General features: G+C 61.4%; 23 protein-coding genes and 3 tRNA genes. 16 read left to right on the top strand and 10 right to left on the bottom strand.

Annotated features, from left to right (window positions below; translation table 11 throughout):
- Positions 1 to 50 precede the first annotated feature (50 nt).
- Together JK213_RS00935 and JK213_RS00930 are read left to right on the top strand one after the other, a co-directional pair.
- Positions 51 to 1,217: an MFS transporter gene (locus JK213_RS00935; protein WP_194261481.1), complete on the top strand. Its 1,167-nt coding sequence runs from the start codon at positions 51 to 53 to the stop codon at positions 1,215 to 1,217.
- Positions 1,214 to 1,888: an HAD family acid phosphatase gene (locus JK213_RS00930; RefSeq protein WP_194261480.1), complete on the top strand. Its 675-nt coding sequence runs from the start codon at positions 1,214 to 1,216 to the stop codon at positions 1,886 to 1,888. Before JK213_RS00935 ends, JK213_RS00930 begins: the two co-directional genes overlap by 4 nt.
- Positions 1,889 to 1,971: 83 nt before the next feature.
- Here the strand turns inward: JK213_RS00930 and JK213_RS00925 are convergent, their stop codons facing one another.
- Both JK213_RS00925 and lysA read right to left on the bottom strand, forming a co-directional pair.
- The gene (locus JK213_RS00925) at positions 1,972 to 4,647 is read right to left on the bottom strand and encodes a DUF4175 domain-containing protein (protein ID WP_194261479.1); all 2,676 of its coding nucleotides are present in this window, start codon (positions 4,645 to 4,647) and stop codon (positions 1,972 to 1,974) included.
- Positions 4,640 to 5,944 (bottom strand): diaminopimelate decarboxylase, encoded by a 1,305-nt coding sequence (lysA, locus tag JK213_RS00920; protein ID WP_408869885.1) that lies wholly within the window; start codon positions 5,942 to 5,944, stop codon positions 4,640 to 4,642. The genes JK213_RS00925 and lysA overlap by 8 nt, the downstream gene beginning before the upstream one ends.
- Positions 5,945 to 6,063: 119 nt before the next feature.
- Between lysA and JK213_RS00915 the strand changes: the two genes are divergently transcribed.
- From JK213_RS00915 to JK213_RS00905, 3 genes are all read left to right on the top strand, one after another.
- Positions 6,064 to 6,453, top strand: coding sequence for a cytidine deaminase (locus tag JK213_RS00915; RefSeq protein ID WP_194261477.1), 390 nt, complete (start codon positions 6,064 to 6,066; stop codon positions 6,451 to 6,453).
- Positions 6,450 to 7,145 carry a serine protease gene (locus JK213_RS00910; RefSeq protein ID WP_194261476.1) on the top strand — a complete coding sequence of 232 codons (696 nt, stop codon included), beginning with the start codon at positions 6,450 to 6,452 and terminating at the stop codon, positions 7,143 to 7,145. Before JK213_RS00915 ends, JK213_RS00910 begins: the two co-directional genes overlap by 4 nt.
- A 145-nt stretch (positions 7,146 to 7,290) precedes the next feature.
- Positions 7,291 to 7,725 (top strand): response regulator, encoded by a 435-nt coding sequence (locus JK213_RS00905; RefSeq protein WP_194261475.1) that lies wholly within the window; start codon positions 7,291 to 7,293, stop codon positions 7,723 to 7,725.
- Positions 7,726 to 7,759: 34 nt separating this feature from the next.
- On the opposite strand, the gene JK213_RS00900 is transcribed toward JK213_RS00905, so the two are convergent.
- The 4 genes from JK213_RS00900 to JK213_RS00885 form a co-directional block, all read right to left on the bottom strand.
- Positions 7,760 to 7,836, bottom strand: a tRNA-Arg gene (locus JK213_RS00900).
- Between the two features lie 34 nt (positions 7,837 to 7,870).
- A tRNA-Arg gene (locus JK213_RS00895) sits at positions 7,871 to 7,947 on the bottom strand.
- 10 nt (positions 7,948 to 7,957) lie between these two features.
- Positions 7,958 to 8,034 (bottom strand) — tRNA-Arg (locus JK213_RS00890).
- 61 nt (positions 8,035 to 8,095) lie between these two features.
- Complete coding sequence (locus tag JK213_RS00885) at positions 8,096 to 8,473, bottom strand: hypothetical protein (RefSeq protein ID WP_194261474.1); 378 nt, start codon at positions 8,471 to 8,473, stop codon at positions 8,096 to 8,098.
- A gap of 75 nt (positions 8,474 to 8,548) precedes the next feature.
- Here JK213_RS00885 and guaA point away from each other — a divergent pair, with 75 nt between their 5' ends.
- Together guaA and JK213_RS00875 are read left to right on the top strand one after the other, a co-directional pair.
- On the top strand, positions 8,549 to 10,171 hold the full coding sequence (gene guaA, locus JK213_RS00880; protein ID WP_194261473.1) for a glutamine-hydrolyzing GMP synthase: 1,623 nt from the start codon (positions 8,549 to 8,551) through the stop codon (positions 10,169 to 10,171).
- Between the two features lie 171 nt (positions 10,172 to 10,342).
- Positions 10,343 to 10,756: a hypothetical protein gene (locus JK213_RS00875; RefSeq protein WP_194261472.1), complete on the top strand. Its 414-nt coding sequence runs from the start codon at positions 10,343 to 10,345 to the stop codon at positions 10,754 to 10,756.
- 92 nt (positions 10,757 to 10,848) lie between these two features.
- Here the strand turns inward: JK213_RS00875 and JK213_RS00870 are convergent, their stop codons facing one another.
- Together JK213_RS00870 and JK213_RS00865 are read right to left on the bottom strand one after the other, a co-directional pair.
- Complete coding sequence (locus JK213_RS00870) at positions 10,849 to 11,295, bottom strand: CHRD domain-containing protein (protein WP_194261471.1); 447 nt, start codon at positions 11,293 to 11,295, stop codon at positions 10,849 to 10,851.
- Between the two features lie 42 nt (positions 11,296 to 11,337).
- A complete protein-coding gene (locus JK213_RS00865; RefSeq protein ID WP_099285209.1) occupies positions 11,338 to 11,910 on the bottom strand; it encodes an HNH endonuclease in 573 nt (190 codons plus the stop codon).
- Positions 11,911 to 12,052: 142 nt separating this feature from the next.
- Here JK213_RS00865 and gluQRS point away from each other — a divergent pair, with 142 nt between their 5' ends.
- Positions 12,053 to 12,913, top strand: a complete 861-nt coding sequence (gene gluQRS, locus JK213_RS00860; RefSeq protein ID WP_194261470.1) for a tRNA glutamyl-Q(34) synthetase GluQRS — start codon at positions 12,053 to 12,055, stop codon at positions 12,911 to 12,913.
- On the opposite strand, the gene JK213_RS16035 is transcribed toward gluQRS, so the two are convergent.
- Positions 12,882 to 13,013 carry a hypothetical protein gene (locus JK213_RS16035; RefSeq protein ID WP_255308560.1) on the bottom strand — a complete coding sequence of 44 codons (132 nt, stop codon included), beginning with the start codon at positions 13,011 to 13,013 and terminating at the stop codon, positions 12,882 to 12,884. The genes gluQRS and JK213_RS16035 overlap by 32 nt on opposite strands.
- Positions 13,010 to 14,455 (bottom strand): argininosuccinate lyase, encoded by a 1,446-nt coding sequence (gene argH / locus JK213_RS00855; protein ID WP_194261469.1) that lies wholly within the window; start codon positions 14,453 to 14,455, stop codon positions 13,010 to 13,012. The genes JK213_RS16035 and argH overlap by 4 nt, the downstream gene beginning before the upstream one ends.
- A gap of 15 nt (positions 14,456 to 14,470) precedes the next feature.
- Here argH and JK213_RS00850 point away from each other — a divergent pair, with 15 nt between their 5' ends.
- From JK213_RS00850 to JK213_RS00815, 8 genes are read left to right on the top strand one after another with little or no spacing between them, the layout of a single operon-like run.
- Entirely contained in the window at positions 14,471 to 15,070 is a 600-nt protein-coding gene (locus JK213_RS00850) for a TlpA disulfide reductase family protein (RefSeq protein ID WP_194261468.1), read from the top strand.
- Positions 15,067 to 15,648, top strand: a complete 582-nt coding sequence (locus JK213_RS00845) for a TlpA disulfide reductase family protein (RefSeq protein ID WP_194261467.1) — start codon at positions 15,067 to 15,069, stop codon at positions 15,646 to 15,648. The genes JK213_RS00850 and JK213_RS00845 overlap by 4 nt, the downstream gene beginning before the upstream one ends.
- A 38-nt stretch (positions 15,649 to 15,686) precedes the next feature.
- The gene (locus JK213_RS00840) at positions 15,687 to 16,346 is read left to right on the top strand and encodes a TlpA disulfide reductase family protein (protein WP_228125340.1); all 660 of its coding nucleotides are present in this window, start codon (positions 15,687 to 15,689) and stop codon (positions 16,344 to 16,346) included.
- Positions 16,347 to 16,362: 16 nt separating this feature from the next.
- Positions 16,363 to 17,127, top strand: a complete 765-nt coding sequence (locus JK213_RS00835; protein WP_194261466.1) for an N-formylglutamate amidohydrolase — start codon at positions 16,363 to 16,365, stop codon at positions 17,125 to 17,127.
- On the top strand, positions 17,124 to 17,954 hold the full coding sequence (locus tag JK213_RS00830; RefSeq protein ID WP_194261656.1) for a shikimate dehydrogenase: 831 nt from the start codon (positions 17,124 to 17,126) through the stop codon (positions 17,952 to 17,954). Before JK213_RS00835 ends, JK213_RS00830 begins: the two co-directional genes overlap by 4 nt.
- 3 nt (positions 17,955 to 17,957) lie before the next feature.
- On the top strand, positions 17,958 to 18,563 hold the full coding sequence (gene coaE / locus JK213_RS00825) for a dephospho-CoA kinase (protein ID WP_194261465.1): 606 nt from the start codon (positions 17,958 to 17,960) through the stop codon (positions 18,561 to 18,563).
- Positions 18,560 to 19,246 carry a DNA polymerase III subunit epsilon gene (gene dnaQ / locus JK213_RS00820; RefSeq protein ID WP_194261464.1) on the top strand — a complete coding sequence of 229 codons (687 nt, stop codon included), beginning with the start codon at positions 18,560 to 18,562 and terminating at the stop codon, positions 19,244 to 19,246. The genes coaE and dnaQ overlap by 4 nt, the downstream gene beginning before the upstream one ends.
- Positions 19,246 to 20,166, top strand: coding sequence for a glycosyltransferase family 9 protein (locus tag JK213_RS00815; RefSeq protein ID WP_194261655.1), 921 nt, complete (start codon positions 19,246 to 19,248; stop codon positions 20,164 to 20,166). The genes dnaQ and JK213_RS00815 overlap by 1 nt, the downstream gene beginning before the upstream one ends.
- Positions 20,167 to 20,172: the final 6 nt, after the last annotated feature.

Genomic DNA, 20,172 nt, shown 5'->3' with positions numbered 1-20,172 from the left:
GTGGCAGGGTTCGATTAATCTCGAACAATCTGTCCTCCCGGAGACCGGTCTTGAAACTGGCAGCGAAATCGTCCCCAAACTGGCCACTGCTTTCGCTCGCTGTTGGCGCCTTTGCCATCGGCACCACAGAATTTACGCCGATGGGCCTGCTGCCCGTCATCGCGCATGGTCTTCAGGTCAGTGTACCCAAGGCCGGTGGGTTGGTGACGGCTTATGCGGTGGGGGTGATGCTGGGCGCGCCCGTCATTACGCTGCTGATGGCGCGTTTTCGCCGAAAACTGGCCCTGATCTTGCTGATGGGGCTGTATGTGGGAGGAAATTTGCTCTCTGCGGTTTCCGCCAGCTATGACCTGCTGTTTGCCTCACGCGTCCTGACCAGTCTGGCCCACGGGGCGTTCTTCGGTCTGGGGGCCGTGGAGGCTTCGCTGTCTGTCGCGCCAGCGCGCCGGGCGAGTGCGGTGGCGTCCATGTTCATGGGGCTGACGATCGCCAATATCGTTGGTGTTCCAGCAATGACATGGCTCGGGCTGAATTTCGGCTGGCACAGCGCATTCGGCGTGACGGCCATACTGGGGCTCGTGACCATGCTGGCCGTGCAGTTTGCCCTGCCGGCCCGCGAGATTGGCCCGGCCCCGGAGGTCGGGCGCGAATTGCGGGTTCTCGTGAAGGGCAATGTACTTCTGGCGCTGCTGACGACGGCGATCGGCGCGGGGGCGATGTTCGTGCTCTACACCTATATCGCGCCAATCCTCGAACACATCACCCATGCCAGCCCGACCATCATCACTCTGGCGCTGATGCTGACCGGGGTAGGGTTCTCGATCGGCAATGCCATAGGCGGCCGAAGCGCGGATCGCTCTTTGGATGGGAGCCTGCTGGTCTTTTTCCCCGTCCTTGGCGTGATCATGTTGATCTTCCCGTGGTTGGCGCAGAGCGTACCGGGCGCACTGTTTGCGGCGCTGCTGTGGGGTGCGGCGACCTTTGCGCTCATGCCTGCGCTTCAGATGCGGGTGATGCAGGCGGCGCATGATGCGCCTGCTCTGGCGTCGTCCATGAATATCGGAGCGTTCAACCTCGGCAATGCGATCGGTGCGGCTTTGGGAGGGATCGCACTGTCCATGGGGTTGGGCTATGGCGGTGTGTCCGTCATTGGTACGGCTCTGGCGCTGGTCGGGGTCGGGCTTGTTCTTCTGTCACGAAAGGTGGCTCCTCCATGATCCGTTCCCTCCTGCTCGCCACCAGCCTGTTTGTTGCGCCCCTCTCGGCGCTGGCCGCACAGCCTGCGAATGTTGGCGATGCCATTATGGCCGCCAGCGCCTATCACGACAGCGGCGATTATCAGCGCGATTTCGACGCCGTGGTTGCTCAGGCGCGCCAGTGGATCAAACAGACGGCGCCTAAGACGCGTCATCCCGCAATCGTTCTGGATATCGACGAGACGACCTTGTCCAACTGGGACGAGATCCGCGCCGATGATTTCGGCTATATTCCGGCGGGCCCGTGCGACGCCCTGCCAAAAGGGCCGTGTGGAGCGATCGCCTGGGAAAAGAGTGGCCGTGCCCCGGCTTTTGCGTCCATGCGGGCGCTGATCGAAGAGGCTCAGGCGCATCATGTCGCGGTGTTTTTCGTGACAGGGCGTCATGAGGACGAGCGGGACGCGACCGAGCGGAACCTGCATCTGGCGGGAATTCAGCACTGGGACGGGCTGTATCTGCGACCGATGACCTCCCATGGATATGCTGCCTTGTACAAGGCGCCGACCCGCGAGCGGATCGAGCGTAAAGGCTATACAATTATTGCAAGTCTTGGGGATCAGCCGTCCGATCTGAGCGGTGGCTTTGCAGAAAAGACTTTCCTGCTCCCGAATCCGTTTTACCGTGTTCCGTAATATTATGTAATTCAAGGGAGCGAGATCGTTTTTGCCGCCTTTGAAAAACCCCGGTGCCGTGATGGCACCGGGGTTTTTTTGTCTCAGAACGATTTGAGGAGCCGTTCCAGATAGTCCAGTTCGCTTTGTGGGCGGGTACGGTCGGAGGCGCGGCGGCGGAGTTCGCGTTCGATGTCGCGGGCGCGGTCCCGGGCGCTTTTGTCGGGGATATGGGCGTCCGAATCCTTGCCTTTGTCACCTTCGCCGAGTTTACGGCCCAGCGGATCCTGATCCTTCTGGTCCTCATCATCACCGTCTTCATCGCCAGCCTGCGGCTGGTCGCCGTCATCGCCCTGCTGGCCCTTTGCGCCGTGCTGGGGTTTTCCGGAACCGCCTGCACCACCGGAGGGGATAAAGCTCAGGCTGCCTCCACCCTGTCCGCCCTTGCCGGACCCGCCAGATTTCTGGTTCTGGCGCATCTGCTTTCCGGCTTCGGACAGGTCGGCCAGAACTTTCTGCTCGGCTGTCTGGGCGTCGGCGTCCTTGCGGTCCGCGAGGGCTTCGCGAGCGCTCTGCATGTCCGTTTTGGCCTTGTCGAAGGCTGTGGCGGGCTTGCCGGTCAGATCCTTGACGCGGTGGCTCAGGATATCGTTCACGCGCTGAAGGGCGCGTTGCAGGGCGTGATCCGCACGGCGCCCGTCGGACTGGGCAGCAACCGTCGCCGGATCGACCGGTGCAGGCGGTTTGTCGGCAGGCTGATCCATTCCGGCAGGCGGCTGCATCCCAAGCTGGCGGAGCAGGTCCGCCGTGGACATCTGGCTGACATCGGGGGGATTGCCGTCATCGGGCGGTGCTGCGGCCTTGCGGGCGGCGGAAAGGCGGGATTGTGTGTGGTCGAGCAGCGTGGTTTCGCGGTGGACGAGATCATGCAGGGCCGCGCGCTGCGCCTGTGCTTCGGCCTGCGCTTTCATCTGGGCGGCGAGCGCCTTGAGGTCTTCGGGGCGCGCCTGACGCATGCGTTCGGCCATGTCTTCCATCTGCTGGAGACGCCGGAGGGCTTCGTCGCCATGACCCTGATTGGCTTCGGACTGAAGGCGTTGCATTTCGTCTGAAAACGGATCGGCCGAGCTGGTGCCGGATTGCGGCATCATGATCCCGCTCTGGGCAGCGCGTTCGAACAGGAGCTGCATCCGGCGGTTCAGGGCGTCCTTGAGGGCCTGTGTGCGGCGCTGGAGTTCTTCCTGTTCAGGAAGAGTATGACCTTTTTCTCCCAGATCGCGCATATGGTCGAGCTGCTGCTGTACACCCTGTTGTGCGGCACGGACTTCGGCCGCGGCATCCGCGATTTCGGGGCCGTCACGGCGCAGATCGTCCAGATAGAGCGCAAGCGCCCAAAGATCACCGGGGACGCGACCTGCGGAGCCTTCCGGAGCGTCTTTGCGAAGGGACGCAATTTCCAGACCCAGCGCTGCAAGGATCGCGCGTTCGTCGGTTGTCTGTGTCAGGAGTTCCAGTTCGTCCGAGGCTTTTGAAGCGCGTTCCTGCCCGAGCATGAGGCGGCGGCGCAAAGCCACGAGGGCGCGGGCCAGCGGGTCGGTGAATTTGCGGGCGCCGATCTGGAATTTGACGAGATCGCTACGGCTTTCGCGACCCGAAACGCTTTTGGCATGCAAACGGCCTTCGACGTCCATTCCCGCAAAAGGATCGGAGGAGAGGTCGGGTGTGGCGATCCCTTTCGCGTCCTTCGGATGGCCGTCGAGAGGGATTGGAACGCGCAGGACGCGGCCGCGCGAGAGGCCGGGCAGATGGATTTCGGCCTCCAGCGACTCTACGCCATAGGTCTGATGGATGTGCCACGGCAGGCCGGTGCGCCAGTCGTCTTTTTGGGGGCCCGGCTTGCCGTCCCATGTGACGGTCGGGGGCAAATCAGGCTCGATGGTTACGTGCCAGGCGCCGAGAGTGCGGCCACGAACGACGATGCGGACAGTCCCGGATTGCTGGAGCGTGCCGTGGCTGTTCCAGCTTCCTGCATCCAGACGGCTCTGTTCGGGCGAAGCGACGCCGGACAGAGTGGGTTTTCCGTGGGCGCCGGTGATGGTGGCGTTCAGGATCGAACCCTGCGGCACATCCAGCGTGGTGCGGCCTGTTGAGGACAGGAAAATGGGGGCGCCGGGCGCATAAGGCGGTCGGTCGATCCAAGCCTGAAGGGTCGGGAGCGGGACGCTGTCATCGTCCACGCCGGGGACCAGTCCGGCGTACAGACGCGATGGTGTGTGTGTGCTCGCCAGCAGCGCGGCGCCGATCAGGGCCAGAGGGACGGCGATAAGACCGATGCGGTCTTGCAGGCTGGTCTCGGGATGCGGAAGATCGACGCGGAGCGTTCCGAGCGAGGCTGTAACGCGTTCGACATGGCGCGCCCAGATGGCGGACTGTTCGCCGTTTCCGGCAAAAGCCGGCCGGTCGGTCAGGCTGAGCAGTGGCTGGCGGGCGAGGCGGGAATCGTGCTCGATCCTGCGGTCTGCTGCCGGGATGCTCACGGAGGCGACACGGCGCAAACCGGTGACGGTCAACCAGAGGGCCGTGCCGAGCACACCGATTTCGAGCAGCGCGTGCAACCAGTCGGGCAGGGACTGTGGAATGCGCGCCAGGCTGGCCAGGCCGTAGAACGCCACGAGAAGTAGTGGCCAGCGCAGGGGTTCCCACGCACGTTCCCACCACAGGACGCGCTGGGCCTTGCGCCGCAGGGTTTTGAGATGGAGGGCCGGGTTTGGCTCAGCCATGGTCATTCCCAGCCGCTGTCAGCCATTCGGGGACGGATTCAGCGGCAATCAGTTCCGCAACGCTCTGGGGCTGGCGGATGATGTCCCATTTCCCATTGTCGATCAGAACCTGCGCGGCGAGCGGGCGGGAATTATAGGTGGAACTCATGACAGATCCATAAGCGCCGGTGTCGAGCAGAGCGATCAGGTCACCACGTTTCGTATCCGCAGGGAGCCCGCGATCGCGGGCGAAGATATCGCTGCTTTCACAGACCGGGCCGACGATATCCCAGAGTTTTGTGGGGCTGTTCAGGCTTGTAGGCGCGACAGGCATAATGCCGTGCCAGGATTCGTAGAGGGACGGGCGGGCGAGATCGTTCATGGCGGCATCGAGAACGACGAAGTCAGGGTTGCCAGCTTTTGTTTCGATTACGCGGCTCAGCAGGATGCCGGTTGGTGCGGACAGCCAGCGGCCGGGTTCGATGCTGAGGCGGACACCAAGGTCCCCCAGCGTCTCGGCAATAACGCCTGCGAGCATATCCGGCGAGGGAGCGATTTCGTCACGATAGCGGATACCGAGGCCGCCGCCGCAGTCCACGGCTTCGACGGTGTGACCGGCGGCGCGGATTTCGCGGACCATATCGGCCAGTCGGGTATAGCCTTCCCGAAAAGGGCCTGCGGTCAGCATCTGGCTGCCCAGATGAACGGCAAGGCCAACGAGGCGGACGTTCTTCAGGCTGGCGGCTTCACTATACAGGGCCACGGCGCGGCGGTGTTCGATACCGAACTTGTCTCCGGCACGACCTGTGGAAATCTTGTCATGGGTGTCGGCGTCCACGTCTGGATTAACACGCAGGGCAGCACGCGCGACACGACCGCAGGCCCGGGCGATGTCGTCGAGACGGTACAGCTCCTCGACGCTTTCGACATTGATCTGTGCGATATCGTGCTCGACGGCTGCCCGCAGTTCCGCATCGGATTTTCCGACACCGGAGAAGACGATCTTCGAGGGTTGGATCCCGGCATGGAGCGCGCGCTGCATTTCGCCGCCGCTGACGATATCCACGCCGTAACCGCACTGCCGCAGGATGGTGAGTGTGGCCTGATGGTCCTGCGATTTCATGGCGAAATGCATGCTGATCGGCAGGTTCCGAGCCTCGAACGCCGCGCGCAGGGCTTTTGCCCGCCGTCGCAGCGTTTCTGCTCCTGTGATCCAGCACGGCGTGCCGACAGCGGCCGCGATGACGTGTAGGGGCACGCCTTCGAACAGGAGGCCGTCCCGTGCATCCATCGTCAGGGAAGAGCGGGTGTCCAGCATGTCGTGGAAGGACGGGTCGGTAGCGGGATCGGAGGGAAGCGGTGCACTCATGATGGTGATACCGTATCGCTCTTGGAAGCATGTTCCAAGCTGAACCCGCAGGGGATAATATCATCGGTATGATACAGGAACTGATCCGGGAGGCCCTTGAGGCCCGTTCGCGTGCTTATGCACCCTATTCGCGCTTTCAGGTGGGCGCGGCCTTGCGGTGTGAGGGGGGTGTTCATTCAGGCTGCAATGTCGAGAACGCCGCCTATCCGCTGGGAACATGTGCTGAGGCCGGTGCGATTGCCTCCATGATCCGTGCTGGGGGACGGCGGATTGAGGAAATCGTGGTCGTGGGCGGCGATGCGCCGTGTACGCCCTGTGGCGGGTGTCGGCAGAAACTGCGGGAGTTCGGTCTGCCGGACCTGCGGGTGCATATGATCTCGCCCAAAGGGGATATTCTTCTGACCCGGACTCTGGCCGAACTGTTGCCTGATGCGTTCGGCCCGGATCATCTGGGATGAAAGGCGCCGCTGCGCTGCTGATGTTCTGGATCTGCGGCGCAGCAGCGTTCGCCGCTCCGGGTGTCGCGCTGCCGGGACTCGGACCTGACAGCCATCGCAGCGTGGTGGATGTGAATAAGGCGCCCTGGAAGATTTTGGGGCGCGTCCAGACCTCTCTCGGTAGTCGTTGCACGGGATTCGCCGTAGCGCCGACGGTCATGGTGACGGCGGCGCATTGTCTGTGGCTGCCTGCGACGCGGCACTATATCCAGCCTGAGGATGTTCATGTCCTGATGGGGTATATGCTCGGACATTACCGTCTTCATGCGCAGGTGACACAGTTTGTTATTGCGCCCGGTTACGACCCTGAAAACGAGGGCGGCACGGCGTCCGAGGATCGGGCAACGCTGGTGCTGGACCGCAAGGTCATCGCGTCGGCCGATCTTGTTCCTTACGGCGCAGCAGAGATGGGCGCGGCTGCGATGCTGGTCGGATATCCGCAGGATCGGCAGGAAGTGCCCTATGGTGATATTGCCTGTCAGATCAATGGATTGGCAGCGAATGGATTGATCCATCATGACTGTTCGGCAACACGCGGAGACAGCGGTGGCCCCCTTCTGGCACGCCAGCCAGACGGCCAGTGGGGGATTGTGGGTATCGATGTTCTGGCGACGCCGGAGCGGGGCGGGTTTGCCGCACCCTTGCCGCACTGAAATTTGCGTGTTTCCGCAAAGCATAATGCGTAAGATTTGCGTCAGAAAAAATTCACTCATGCAAACATGAGCCGTGTTTCCGCGTTGTTGAAAAGACGACACCATTATGGTGTTAAAGGTTTTTTAATCCCGGAAAGTAACTGCCATGTATGTCATGTCCATGAAGGGAGCATCATCCAGCGTCGTTCCGCAGGGAAACGCGCAGGGGGAGAGTAAAAAAATCGACAGAAAGCATGTTCTGGTCGTTGAAGATCAGGCGCTTCTGCGATTCCTCGCTGCGGACATGCTGGAAGAGGCTGGTTACGAGACGTCGCTTGCGGCTGATGCTGACGAGGCACTGGCTGTTCTGGCCCGACACCCGGACATCTGTACGATTTTTTCCGACGTCAATATGCCCGGTAATATGGACGGCGTGGGTCTTGCGCATGCGATTCGCGAGCAGCACCCTGATATCGGTCTTGTTCTGACGTCAGGAACCCGGATTCAGGAGCTGGGGGAACTGCCGGGCGGCACGATGTTTTTGGCCAAGCCCTATGAATGGGACGAGGTCTATCGCTGCCTTGAGCGCGTGCGCCACTGAATAACAGGTAAAATCTTTTAAGGAGAAGGCAATGTGGTGCACCCGAAAGGACTTGAACCTCTAACCCCCAGATTCGTAGTCTGGTGCTCTATCCAGTTGAGCTACGGGTGCGGACACATTGTATAAGTCTTCATCAGGAGAAGACTGGTGCACCCGAAAGGACTTGAACCTCTAACCCCCAGATTCGTAGTCTGGTGCTCTATCCAGTTGAGCTACGGGTGCGCTGTNNNNCTGGTGCACCCGAAAGGACTTGAACCTCTAACCCCCAGATTCGTAGTCTGGTGCTCTATCCAGTTGAGCTACGGGTGCGCTGTGAGGCGGGGTTTTACAGAGGCTTAACTGACCTGACAACCCCGCTTTCGAAAAAATTTCAGTTTCGCGTCATGGTGATATGAGCGCGGCATGACGGCGAGCCGAAAATGCCGCCGATCGCCTGTCCGACGGGGTAGCCGTTGAAGACGGCGGCTGTGGGATGGTGGTCCAGATCCGTCATGGCGAGTTCTGCATGATAGTGCTGGTTGCCGGGTGTGTAGGTGCCGTGAAGAACCTGTGAGCCGTCGGCGGGTGTGAACAGGATCTCTCTGCCTCTTATACGAAGGGTGGAGGGGTGCTCGGTCGGGCATGTTCCCTGATCCGTAACAAGAGCACCAACCCAGGAACCGGTTGGATCGTGGCCGGGGTCAGGCGTGCCCGCACATGCGGTAAGCAGGGCCGTGGCGGAAATGGCGAAAAATGCTGGCAGGCGCATGTTGTTCCTGTTCGATGTTGCAGAATGGATGACGCAGACGACACAACACCTTATAGGAGAGCCTCAAAAGGCACCATGAAACCGGAACGCGAGGCCACGACATTGACCCAGCAGGACGCCAGCACCGTCGAAAAGCTCGACGAAACTCTTCACGAAGACCGTATCCTCATTCTGGATTTCGGCAGTCAGGTGACGCAGCTCATTGCGCGCCGCGTCCGCGAAAGCGGTGTGTACTGCGAGATCTGGCCATACACGGCGACCGAGGAAAAAATCCGCGCTTTCAATCCGCGCGGTATTATCCTCTCCGGCAGCCCGGCCAGCGTCCATGACGAGAATGCACCGCCAGTTCCAGAGGTGGTTTTTGCTCTGAACCGCCCTGTGCTGGGCATCTGCTACGGCCAGCAGGCCATGTGCCAGCAGCTGGGTGGCAAGGTCGAAAACCACGATCATCGCGAATTCGGTCGGGCCTATATCGATATTGCCGAAGACTGCTCGCTGTTTCGTGGCGTCTGGGCGCGCGGTAAGCGTGAACAGGTCTGGATGAGCCACGGCGACCGCGTGACGCAGCTTCCGCCGGGCTTCCGTGCCGTCGCCCATTCCGAAGGCGCGCCGTTCGCGATCATCGCGGATGAGGGACGTCGTCTGTATGGCGTGCAATTCCATCCCGAAGTTGTGCATACGCCGCATGGTGCAGCGCTGATCCGCAACTTCACCCATAATGTCGCGGGTTGCAGCGGAAGCTGGACGATGGCGGGTTTCCGCGATCTGGAAATTGCGCGTATCCGCAAGCAGGTCGGCTCTGGTCGGGTGATCTGTGGTCTGTCCGGTGGTGTGGACAGCTCGGTGGCTGCAAAGCTGATTCATGATGCGATTGGCGATCAGCTCACCTGCATTTTCGTGGATCCGGGCATTATGCGGACGGGCGAGGCGGACGAGGTCGTCAAGACGTTCCGTGGCCGCTTCAACATTCGTCTTGTGCATCGTGATGCGTCCGAGCTGTTCCTCAAGGAACTGGCTGGCGTGACGGACCCGGAAACCAAGCGCAAAACGATTGGCCGTCTGTTTATTGAGGTCTTCGAGGAAGAAGCCGCGAAGCTAGGCGGTGCACAGTTCCTCGCACAGGGTACGCTGTATCCGGATGTGATCGAGAGCGTGAGCTTCTCGGGCGGTCCGTCCGTGACCATCAAGTCCCATCACAATGTCGGCGGCCTGCCGGACCGCATGAACATGGAACTGGTCGAGCCGCTGCGTGAGTTGTTCAAGGACGAAGTCCGGATGCTGGGCCGCGAGCTCGGGATTCCCGAAAGCATCGTGGGACGGCACCCGTTCCCGGGACCGGGACTGGCGATCCGTATTCCGGGCGATGTGACGAAGGAAAAGCTCGATCTGCTGCGTAAGGTGGATGTGATCTATCTTGAGGAAATCCGCCGCGCCGGACTTTACGATGCGATCTGGCAGGCTTTTGCGGTTCTGCTGCCGGTGCGGACCGTGGGCGTCATGGGCGATGGCCGGACCTACGATCAGGCCTGCGCCCTGCGCGCCGTGACCAGCACGGATGGCATGACGGCGGAAGTCTATCCGTTCGACTTCGAGTTCCTGAACCGCGTTGCAGGCCGTATTGTTAACGAAGTGCGCGGCATCAACCGCGTGACCTACGACATCACGTCCAAGCCGCCCGGCACGATCGAGTGGGAATGATTCTGTTTCGTTAGTGCTTGAACCTCTTCAGGTTTGACGTGCTGAAAACCCCGCAGTGATGCGGGGTTTTTTGTTGTGGTTATTATGTGTTGTGATGGAGAGGCTATGTTGGGGTTGCTTGACCCTGTGGAGGATGACAGGGTGTATGTCTCTGAAAACAGGAGACTCTCGATGTCGATCCGGTTCATTTCCTCTTCCGCCCCTCTGCTTCTTGCTGCTCTGGCCGCGCTGCCGCTGGGAATGGCTCCGCAGGCTATGGCGGCTGACTCTACTGAGAAGCCCTGTGAAACCGATCTGTGCCGGAGCGTGCGTCAGTCCTGGGCCGCGGTTCGTCATGACACGTCCGATGCGGCGCAATGGACGAAGAAAGAGAGCGTCAAAGGTTGGGACGCTACGAAAAATGGCGTTTCCGATGCGGCTCACTGGACTGGCAGGGAAGGCGAGAAGGGCTGGAAGGCCACCAAGAACGGCACGAAGGATGCGGTGCATGACACTGGCGTCTGGACGAAAAAAGCCGTGCATGATCTTGATCCGGAACAGCCCGCCAAGGCTCCCGCCACGAAAAATTCCACGACAGGCGAATAAAACTGCCCGCCAAACTGGATCTGTTGCCAGTCTCATGAAAAAGGCCTGCCCTGTGAGGGGCAGGCCTTTTTTAATTTGCCGTGATGACAGTCTTATTCCGCGTGGTGGCGATGGCCGGTCAGTTCCGTGGTCAGCTGGGCGCGGGCTTCTCCGTCCGGGAATTTTTCCGTGTGAAGATTGATGTAGCTCCGTCCGGCCTGAACGTCCTTCACCTGATCCGGCGTGAGCTGGAGTGTGCCAGTCATGCGGGTGGTGTAGGGACCGTTGATCGGGGCCAGAACGCCTGCGTCTTCCCCTGCGTCTGCGGGGCCATGAAGATGGATGGCAGTAACGGGACCGGACAAGCCATTATCTTCGAACCGGTAGGTCAGAGTGTTTTTCGTGGTGTCCAGCATGGCGGACGCCGAGCCCTTGATCGGCGTTGTGGCACCGTGTTCACCCTTGAAAGGGCCAAAAAGATGCAGGGTCTCGGCGGAAGCCGGGAGGGCTGTGACGGAAAAGCCGAGGGCGAGTGTCGTCAGCAGAAGTCCGGTACGCATGGAAGTCCATCCTTACAGAATTTGGAACAACAGAACGTCTGCTCAGGTTTCGAGTTCGGTATTCCAGTACAGATAATCGCGCCAGCTTTCGTGAAGGTAATGGGGCGGGAAGGTCCGGCCATTTTCCTGAAGAAGGCGACTGCTGGGCTGTACCGGCTTGCGGTGCGGGTGCATGCCGAGTTCGCTTGGCAGTTTTGAGCCCTTGAGCAGGTTGCAGGGGCTACAGGCAGTAACGACATTTTCCCATGTCGTGCGCCCGCCGCGGGCGCGAGGGATGACGTGATCGAAGGTCAGTTCGTGCGTGGGCAATCGGTCGTGACAGTACTGACACGAGAAATTGTCCCGCAGGAAGACGTTGAAGCGCGTAAAGGCTGGTTTGCGCGCGCTGGGAATATAGTCCTTCAGGGCAATCACGCTGGGCAGGCGCATACTTTGGCTTGGGGAATGCACAACGGCATCTTCATATTCCGAAAGGACCGAGACGCGATCGAGGAAGACGGCCTTGACCGCTTCCTGCCAGGACCAGAGCGAGAGCGGGAAATAGGACAGCGGACGGAAATCCGCGTTCAGGACAAGAGCCGGAAAATGCTGACCGCTGACGGACACCACACGCATCCTTTCTGCAAGGACGACACATGCGGGGTTAGGCGCCGAATGAAAACGGGACAAACAGCGGGAAAACACGTGTCGTCGGCTTCTTTGAGGAAACTATTCCAGTAAACTGCGCGAACCGCAAGCAAACGCTGGTCACACATTCATGACGCTTCCCGCCACAACACGATTTGCGCCGAGTCCTACGGGGTTTCTGCATCTGGGACATGTGGTGTCAGGGCTCTATTCGCGGATCATGGCGGGTGAGAGCGGAAGGTTCCTGATCCGTATCGAGGATATTGATACGACGCGCTGTACGCCGGAGCTGACAGCGGCGCTGCGGGAGGATCTGGACTGGCTTGAATTGTCGTCAGACGCGCCGGTTCGGCAGCAGTCCAGACATTTGTCTGAATATCACGCCGTACTGGAAACTCTGCGGAAGCGGGGGCTGCTCTATCCGTGTTTCTGCACGCGGCGGGAGATCGCCGACGCCGCGACGCAGACCGCGCCGGACGGGAGCGTCGTGTATCCGGGAACCTGTCGGCATGGCGCAGTTCATGCAGGTCGGGAGCCGGTCTGGCGGCTCGATATGGGGCGGGCGATTGATGTGTTGCAGGAAGTGCCTGGCTGGCAGGAGTTAGGGCATGGGCGGATCGCAGGGCAGGCCGGGACGTTCGGCGATATTGTGTTGGCGCGGCGGGATACGGGTGTTTCGTATCATCTGTGCGTCACGCATGACGATGCGCTGCAAGGCGTGACCACAGTCACGCGCGGGCGGGATTTGTACGAGGCGACGTCAGTGCAGCGGGTGTTACAGGACCTGATGGGCTGGCCGGAACCGGTCTATGCCCATCATGCCCTCATCATGGATGCGGATGGGCAGAAACTGTCCAAACGGGATGGGGCTGAAGGCGTGCGGGTTCTGCGGCAGAAAGGGTGGACGGCCCGACAGGTTCTGGAGCATCCACTGGTGCGGCAGGCTTTGAAAGAGAGCTTTATTCCGGCGGGTAGGTCCCCGGATAGGTGATGTCCTGCGCGGGGCCGGGGGCGTGTGGCGCGCCTTTCTTGCCGCAGGCGGTCAGGCTGAGAGCCATAACCGCCATGCTGACGAGCAGCAGGGTTTTCATGCGGATTCTCCGAGTTTTGCGAGCCACGCTTTGGCCTGATGCGTCACATTGGCCGGTGCGGTGCCGCCTTCGCTGGTGCGGGACGCCAGAGAGGCCTCAACGGTCAGGACATCGAAAACGCCCGCGTTGATCTGGGGCTCGACGGACTGCATTTCGCCAAGCGACAGATCCGCCAGATCGCAGCCTTTCTGTTCCGCCATGCCGACGAGCCGACCTGTGACGTGATGGGCGGTGCGGAAGGGAACGCGCAACTCGCGGACCAGCCAGTCGGCGAGGTCGGTCGCGGTGGAGAAGCCCATGCCCGCGACTTCGCGCATCCGGGGAGCGTTGGCCTTTAGGTCCCGGATCATGCCGTCCATGGCGGCGAGGGAAAGCGTCATGGCCTCGGTGGCGTCGAAGACGGGTTCCTTGTCTTCCTGCGTGTCCTTGGCATAGGCGAGCGGCAGACCTTTCATGACCGTCAGCAGACCCACGAAATCGCCCATGATCCGGCCGATCTTGGCGCGAACCAGTTCGGCGGCGTCCGGGTTGCGCTTTTGCGGCATGATGGACGAGCCGGTCGTGAAGGCATCGGACAGCGTGACGAAACCGAAGGGCGCGGAGGCCCACATCACGATTTCCTCGGCAAGACGCGACAGATGCATGGCCTGAAGCGACAGGGCGGACAGGAATTCGAGCGCGAAGTCACGGTCCGAAACCGCATCGAGCGAATTGGCGGTCGGGCGGTCGAAATCCAGCGCCGCAGCCGTCATGCGACGGTCGATCGGGAAGGACGTTCCAGCAAGAGCGGCCGAGCCGAGCGGGCATTCGTTCAGACGGGCGCGGGCGTCACGCAGACGGCCGCGATCGCGCGACAGCATCTCGACATAGGCCAGAAGATGATGTCCGAACGTGACCGGTTGTGCGACCTGAAGATGGGTGAAGCCGGGCATCGGCGTTGCGGCATGTTCCAGCGCGCGCTTGGCGAGGGACCGCATCAGGGCGGCGGTCTGGTCCTGAAGGCCGTCGATGGCATCGCGGACCCAGAGGCGAAAATCGGTGGCGACCTGATCGTTGCGCGAGCGGGCCGTGTGCAGGCGTTTGCCGGCCTCGCCAATCCGCTCGGACAGACGTGCCTCGATGTTCATGTGGATGTCTTCGAGGGCCGGGGAGAACTCGAAGCGCCCTTCGCCGATTTCCTGCGCGATGTCGCCAAGGCCCTGACGGATTTCGGCAAGTTCCGTCTCGGTCAGCAGGCCGACTTTCTGAAGCATGGCGGCATGGGCGAGGGAGCCGCGGATGTCCTGTCGCCACAGGATCTTGTCAAATCCGATAGAGGCGTTGATCTCACCCATGATGGCGGCAGGGCCTGAGGCAAAGCGGCCACCCCATTGCGGATTGGCGGCAGTGCCTTCAAAGGACGTGGCGGCATCTGATTGTGTGTCGACAGGAGCGTTTTTCATGATAACCGTAAGCAGATGATTCGGAAGCAGATCGACCGGCGAACCCTTCTTGGAGGAGCTGCCAGCCTAGCTGCGGCAGCCTCCCTCTGCAATTGCGGGCTGGGGAATTCCGCCCGCGCGGGGGATGGAGCACAGCCAGTGCTGCCCTCGCTCGCGCCCGGCGCGCCTAAGTTGGAGCCCGTGAATTTCCAGCTTAAGGGACCGGATGGCACGATGTTGGCACTCTCCTCGTTGAGGGGGCGGCCCTTTATTCTGCATCTTTGGGCGACATGGTGCCCGCCGTGCAGGCTCGAGCTTCCTGCACTGAATGCGTTCATCGAGAAAACCGAAGCCAGCATTCCTGTCATTCCAGTCGCCGTGGCGAGTCCGCTGCCGAAAGTGATGATCTTTCTGGCGCAGGGCAATCTGCCGCACATCGCGCCCTGGACGCTGGGCCAGCATGAGTTTTCTCAATGGTTCACGTCCGGCGAGCCAAGCCTCCCCATGACCTGCGTGGTTGATTCGCAGGGACGGTTGCGCGCCAGTGTCGAAGGGGAAATGGCGTGGAGCGCACCGGACAGTCAGGCCTCTTTTGAAAAGGTCCTGTCGGGCCTTCAGGCGTCCAAACCCGCGTGAAGGCAGAGCTGGTCAGTCGGCGGAACGTTGTTTTTGGAACGGCAGGTCTTGCGGTTCTGGTCGGGGTCGGGGCTTCGAAACTGGCCGGGACGGTTGTGCGCCGTGGGATGCCGATTGAGCAGCTGATGCCGGGGCGGGCCGTGTCGGAACCCGTTACCCTTTCGCTGTCCGGCCCTGAAGGCGCGCATTCGTCACTTGTCTCGCGTCGGGGAACGCCTTTCCTGCTGCATGTCTGGGCGACATGGTGTCTGCCCTGCCGTCATGAACTGCCTGCTCTGGCGGGGTTCATGCGGGCATGGGGGACAGATTGCCCTGTTGTTCCGGTCGCGGTTTCAAGTGGATCGCCCGACGATGTTCGTGCGTTTCTGGACCGAAACGGCATCGCAGATTTGCCCGCATGGACAGTGGACGGGACGGCTCTGAAAGACTGGTACCGGGCTGCGGCGCTTGCCATTCCTGTAACATTCCTGATTGATGATGCAGGGCGCATTCGCGCGACGGCGGCCGGTCCGCTGGACTGGATAAGTTCCGATGCCGTTGGCGTGCTTCATCAGGTGCTTGCCGCCACGATCATCTGAGTCGCAATAAAGTAGAAATGAAAGAACGGATTTCCAACATGACTTCCCACCTGACGCGCCGTCATCTCATGGGTCATCTCTTAGGCGGAGCCGGTGCCCTTCTGGTTTCGGGGCGGGCCATTGCCGCAACGGCGGCAAAGGAAGAAGCTGGCAAGGGACTGGCCTTCGAACCGAACTCTTTCGGCAAGCTGGCTGTGCCGAAAGTGCTGCCGCCGCTGAGCGTGAAGAACGAGCAGGATCAGGACGTGCCGCTGTCGCACTGGTATGGCAAACCGTTCATCCTGCATTTCTGGGCAACATGGTGCCCGCCCTGCATCCGCGAACTGCCTTCGGTGAATGCGACGGCCAAGGCGCTGGGGGCCGAAGGGCCGCAGATCGTCGCCGTCGCGGTGCGTGGCAGCACGATTCCCAAGGTCAGGGCGTTTTATGACAGCCACGGCATTGATGCCCTGCCGATCCTGGTCGATCCGCTTTCAGCCGTGATGATGGAAACGGCCGATCAGGCGGCGCTGATCCAATCGATCCAGCAGGTGCGTCCGGATGATCTGAAGAGCCTGACACCGGACGTTATGTCTCTACATGGCGTGCCCCGGTCGCTGATCCTGAATGCGAAAGGCGAAGTCGTGGCGGAATCCATTGGGAACATGGACTGGTCTGCGGACGCTGTGAGGCATACTGTGCAGGCTCTGGCTGGATAGTAAGAGTAAAGTCCTGATGTCTGCTCCCCTTCTTGGCGCCAATGACCCGGCACCCTTCCTTCTTTTTCCTGAAAAGACACCGTCTCCGTTCGTGTTCGTGAGCGATCACGCAGGGCGGGCGGTGCCGGATGCGCTGGGAGACATGGGGGTGCAGACCGAGGACTGGGACCGGCACATCGCTTGGGATATCGGCATCGTCGGTGTCGGGCGCGTGCTGCATGAAACGCTGGGCGCGGCGTTGATCGAGCAGGTCTATTCAAGGCTTGTGATCGACTGCAACCGCGCGCCCGGCCATCCGACATCCATGCCGGGTGTGAGTGATGGCACGCCGGTTCCGGTTAATCAGGCGGCGCAGGAGAGTTGCCGGGCGAAACGCGAGCGGGAAATCCTGCATCCGTATCATGATACCATCGCGGAAGTTCTGGCCGAGCGCGGCTCGCGTCCGACGGCGCTGATTACGCTGCACAGTTTTACGCCGCAGATGAACGGGAAAGACCGCCCGTGGCAGATCGGCATTCTGCACAATCAGGACAGCCGCATGGCGTCGATCGCGCTGGACCTGCTGCGCGAAGACAGTGTGTTGTGCGTGGGCGATAACGAGCCTTACGTTCTGACCGATACGTCCGACTACACGGTGCCGCGCCATGCGGAAGCGGCGGGCCTGCCTTATCTTGAAATCGAAATCCGGCAGGATCTGATCCTTGAAAAAGCTGGACAGCGGGCATGGGCCGAGCGTCTGGCCGACTTGCTGCCGAAAGTCTGGGAAAGGCTGGCGGCATGATTGACGGGCATACGAAACTCGCGGGCGTCATGGGCTGGCCCGTCGAACACTCGCGCTCTCCGATGATGCACAATCACTGGTGCCGGGTGAACGGGGTGAATGGCGCCTATGTGCCGTTACCAACACGGCCTGAAAGGTTCGATCAGGCGTTGCGCGGGCTGGCAGCGGCCGGTTTTCAGGGCGTTAATGTCACGATTCCGCACAAGGAAGCCGCGATGCGCGCCTGTGATGAACTCACGCCGACCGCGAAACGGGCGGGAGCCGTAAACACGATCTGTTTCGTGGCGGGACGGATCATCGGTGACTGTACGGACGGAACGGGCTTTTGCGACAATCTGAGCGCACATGATGTCGCGATTGGTGGTCGCGCGCTGATTCTGGGTGCGGGTGGTGCGGCGCGGGCTGTGGCGGCAGCGCTGCTGGACCGGGGCTGCGAAGTTGTGATTGCGAACCGGACGCTGGAGCGGGCCGAGGCTCTGGTCGAAGCGCTTGGTGGCGGTGAGGCCGTCGCGTGGTACGACTGGCCGTCCCTGCTGTCGGGGTGTTCGCTTCTGGTGAATGCCACCTCCATGGGTATGGGTGGCCAACCCGGCATGGACTGGGATTCCGCGCTGCGAGAGGCCGCACCGGGGCTCTGCGTAACCGATATCGTCTACACACCGCGCGAGACGCCTCTGCTGCTGGCAGCTCAGGCGCGCGGACTGCGGACGGTGGATGGTCTGGGAATGCTCGTCCATCAGGCGCGGGCCGGGTTTCGGGCGTGGTTCGGTGTTGACCCTGAGGCCGACCAGACGACGTTCGACCTTCTGGCGGCGAGCCTGCGCTAGGGCGTGCGGATTATTGGCCTGACGGGCGGGATGGCAGCCGGAAAAAGCACTGTTGCAACACTGTTCCGCAGAGCCGGAGTGCCGGTTTTCGATGCCGATGCATGTGTTCGGAGGCTTCAGGGCGAAGGGGGAAAGGCACTCCCTTTGATCGAACAAATATTTCCGGGCACGGTGGTTGAGGGACGTCTGGATCGAGGGGCGTTGCGAGAGATTGTACGGACGCAGCCTGACGCGCTGAAACGTCTGGAAGCCATCATGCATCCGTTGGTGCGCGCCGAACGGGCGCGTTTTCTGAAGCAGTGTCGGGCGCGGAAAGAGCCGTTCTGCGTGCTGGATATTCCGCTGCTCATGGAAATCGGGGAAGACCGACGCTGTGATCTGGTCGTGGTTGCTGAGGCCCCGATGAGTACACGGCTTTCGCGTATCCGACAGCGCGGACGCAGTGGGGGGCGTATGAGCGTGACAGATGCCAAAGGATTGCTGGCCCGTCAGATGAGTGACCATGAACGCAGACGCCGGGCCGACATCGTGATACGAACCGGCCTGTCCCGTGGACACGCCGCCCGGCAGGTCCATGCCCTGTTGCACCGGCTGCGTGAGGCGTCATGAAACGATCCATCCTGTTCGATACGGAAACCACGGGATTTGACCCGGATATGGGCGACCGCATCATCGAGATCGCGGCTCTCGAACTGATCGACGACCTGCCGACGGGTGAGGCGTATCATGTGCTGATCCATCCCGAGCGCGATATCCCGCCCGAAGCGACCAAGGTGCACGGGTTTCGGATCGAGGATCTGGAGGGGAAGCCGAAATTCGCCGAAGTTGCGGACGGTTTTCTGGAGTTCATCGCAGACAGTCCGATGATCGCGCATAATGCCCGCTTCGATTTCAAGTTCGTCAATGCCGAGCTGAAAGCTTGTGGACGTGAGCCGCTCGATTATGCGAGCCGGGCCATCGACACTGTGGAAATGGCGCGGAAGAAATATCCGGGCCTTCCGGCAAGCCTGGATGCACTGTGCCGACGTTTCGGCATCGATCTGTCGCAGCGCGGCACACATAACGCACTGCTGGACTGTAAACTTCTGGCGGAAGTGTATGTCGAACTGATGGGCGGCCGGCAGCGTGGCTTAGGTCTGGCGGGTCCGTCCCGCAGTCGCAGCATGACGGACGGGATCAATGCGCTCGCCAGTCGTCCGCCACGGAAAATGGCCCCGCCGACCGCGGAAGAGCTTCAGGTGCATGAGGCATTCGTCAGCACCATCAAGGACGCGGTGTGGCATCGCGAATGATGCGGATTTTGTTCATCACGTCCAACCGTCTGGGCGATGCGGTGATTTCCACGGGCGTTCTGGATGCCCTGCAGAAGCGCTATCCGGCGGCGATGTTCACAGTGGTTTGTGGTCCTGTAGCGGCGGGGCTTTTCGAAGCGGACCCGCGATGTGAGCGCATCATTACCATGGAAAAGCGCCCTCATGACCGGCATTGGATTGATCTGTGGCGGGCCTGTTTCCGAACACGATGGTTCATGGTCGTGGATCTTCGCGGATCGCTGCTCGGGCTGACGTTGTGGGCGCGGCGTCGGGTCATCGTGCGAGGTGGGCGCCGTCCGGGGCGAAGGGTCGAACAGCTTGGAGAAGCGCTCGGATATCGCCGCACGCCCATGCCGCGTGTCTGGACTTCCGAGGCGCAACAGGCGAATGCGGTTGCGGCATTGCCTGAAGGGCGCTGGCTGGCATTGGGGCCGACGGCGAACTGGGATGGCAAAATCTGGCCGCCCGAGCGCTTCGTGGCGCTGGCGCAGGCACTAAGGTCGGAAAATCTACGTCCCGTCGTGTTTTATGGACCCGGTGAGGACGAGCGTGCGCGGGCGGAGCCTGTGCTAAAGGGACTTCCCGATGCGCTGGATCTGGGCGGGAACCATGCGCTGGGTGATGTGGCGGCACGTCTTCAGCGTTGCGCGCTGTTTGTAGGTAATGATTCCGGCTTGATGCATCTCGCCGCCGCTACGGGGACGCCGACGCTGGGTCTGTTTGGGCCGTCCCGGGCGTCGGAATATGCGCCCGCCGGTCGTCTTGCGCGTTTTGTGGAAGCCCCAGGGCCGGAAGGTCATGCTCCTATGGCCGGATTGGATGTGGCGCAGGTTCTGAAAGCTGCGACGGAAATCCTGAATGAAAAAAGCGTGTTTGTTCCGGACCTTGGAACAGACTGACTTGAT

It is taken from the genome of Gluconobacter sp. Dm-44, from assembly GCF_018256175.1.
Taxonomy (GTDB): domain Bacteria; phylum Pseudomonadota; class Alphaproteobacteria; order Acetobacterales; family Acetobacteraceae; genus Gluconobacter; species Gluconobacter cadivus.
This window is presented reverse-complemented; position numbering and strand designations above follow the sequence as displayed.

Coding starts and splice junctions, on each gene's coding strand:
- JK213_RS00930 (WP_194261480.1), top strand. CDS start 1,214: ATGATCCGTTCCCTCCTGCTCGCCACCAGCCTGTTTGTTGCGCCCCTC.
- JK213_RS00925 (WP_194261479.1), bottom strand. CDS start 4,647: ATGGCTGAGCCAAACCCGGCCCTCCATCTCAAAACCCTGCGGCGCAAG.
- lysA (WP_408869885.1), bottom strand. CDS start 5,944: ATGCTGGACACCCGCTCTTCCCTGACGATGGATGCACGGGACGGCCTC.
- JK213_RS00915 (WP_194261477.1), top strand. CDS start 6,064: ATGATACAGGAACTGATCCGGGAGGCCCTTGAGGCCCGTTCGCGTGCT.
- JK213_RS00910 (WP_194261476.1), top strand. CDS start 6,450: ATGAAAGGCGCCGCTGCGCTGCTGATGTTCTGGATCTGCGGCGCAGCA.
- JK213_RS00905 (WP_194261475.1), top strand. CDS start 7,291: ATGTATGTCATGTCCATGAAGGGAGCATCATCCAGCGTCGTTCCGCAG.
- JK213_RS00885 (WP_194261474.1), bottom strand. CDS start 8,473: ATGCGCCTGCCAGCATTTTTCGCCATTTCCGCCACGGCCCTGCTTACC.
- guaA (WP_194261473.1), top strand. CDS start 8,549: ATGAAACCGGAACGCGAGGCCACGACATTGACCCAGCAGGACGCCAGC.
- JK213_RS00875 (WP_194261472.1), top strand. CDS start 10,343: ATGTCGATCCGGTTCATTTCCTCTTCCGCCCCTCTGCTTCTTGCTGCT.
- JK213_RS00870 (WP_194261471.1), bottom strand. CDS start 11,295: ATGCGTACCGGACTTCTGCTGACGACACTCGCCCTCGGCTTTTCCGTC.
- JK213_RS00865 (WP_099285209.1), bottom strand. CDS start 11,910: ATGCGTGTGGTGTCCGTCAGCGGTCAGCATTTTCCGGCTCTTGTCCTG.
- gluQRS (WP_194261470.1), top strand. CDS start 12,053: ATGACGCTTCCCGCCACAACACGATTTGCGCCGAGTCCTACGGGGTTT.
- JK213_RS16035 (WP_255308560.1), bottom strand. CDS start 13,013: ATGAAAACCCTGCTGCTCGTCAGCATGGCGGTTATGGCTCTCAGCCTG.
- argH (WP_194261469.1), bottom strand. CDS start 14,455: ATGAAAAACGCTCCTGTCGACACACAATCAGATGCCGCCACGTCCTTT.
- JK213_RS00850 (WP_194261468.1), top strand. CDS start 14,471: ATGATTCGGAAGCAGATCGACCGGCGAACCCTTCTTGGAGGAGCTGCC.
- JK213_RS00840 (WP_228125340.1), top strand. CDS start 15,687: ATGACTTCCCACCTGACGCGCCGTCATCTCATGGGTCATCTCTTAGGC.
- JK213_RS00835 (WP_194261466.1), top strand. CDS start 16,363: ATGTCTGCTCCCCTTCTTGGCGCCAATGACCCGGCACCCTTCCTTCTT.
- JK213_RS00830 (WP_194261656.1), top strand. CDS start 17,124: ATGATTGACGGGCATACGAAACTCGCGGGCGTCATGGGCTGGCCCGTC.
- dnaQ (WP_194261464.1), top strand. CDS start 18,560: ATGAAACGATCCATCCTGTTCGATACGGAAACCACGGGATTTGACCCG.
- JK213_RS00815 (WP_194261655.1), top strand. CDS start 19,246: ATGCGGATTTTGTTCATCACGTCCAACCGTCTGGGCGATGCGGTGATT.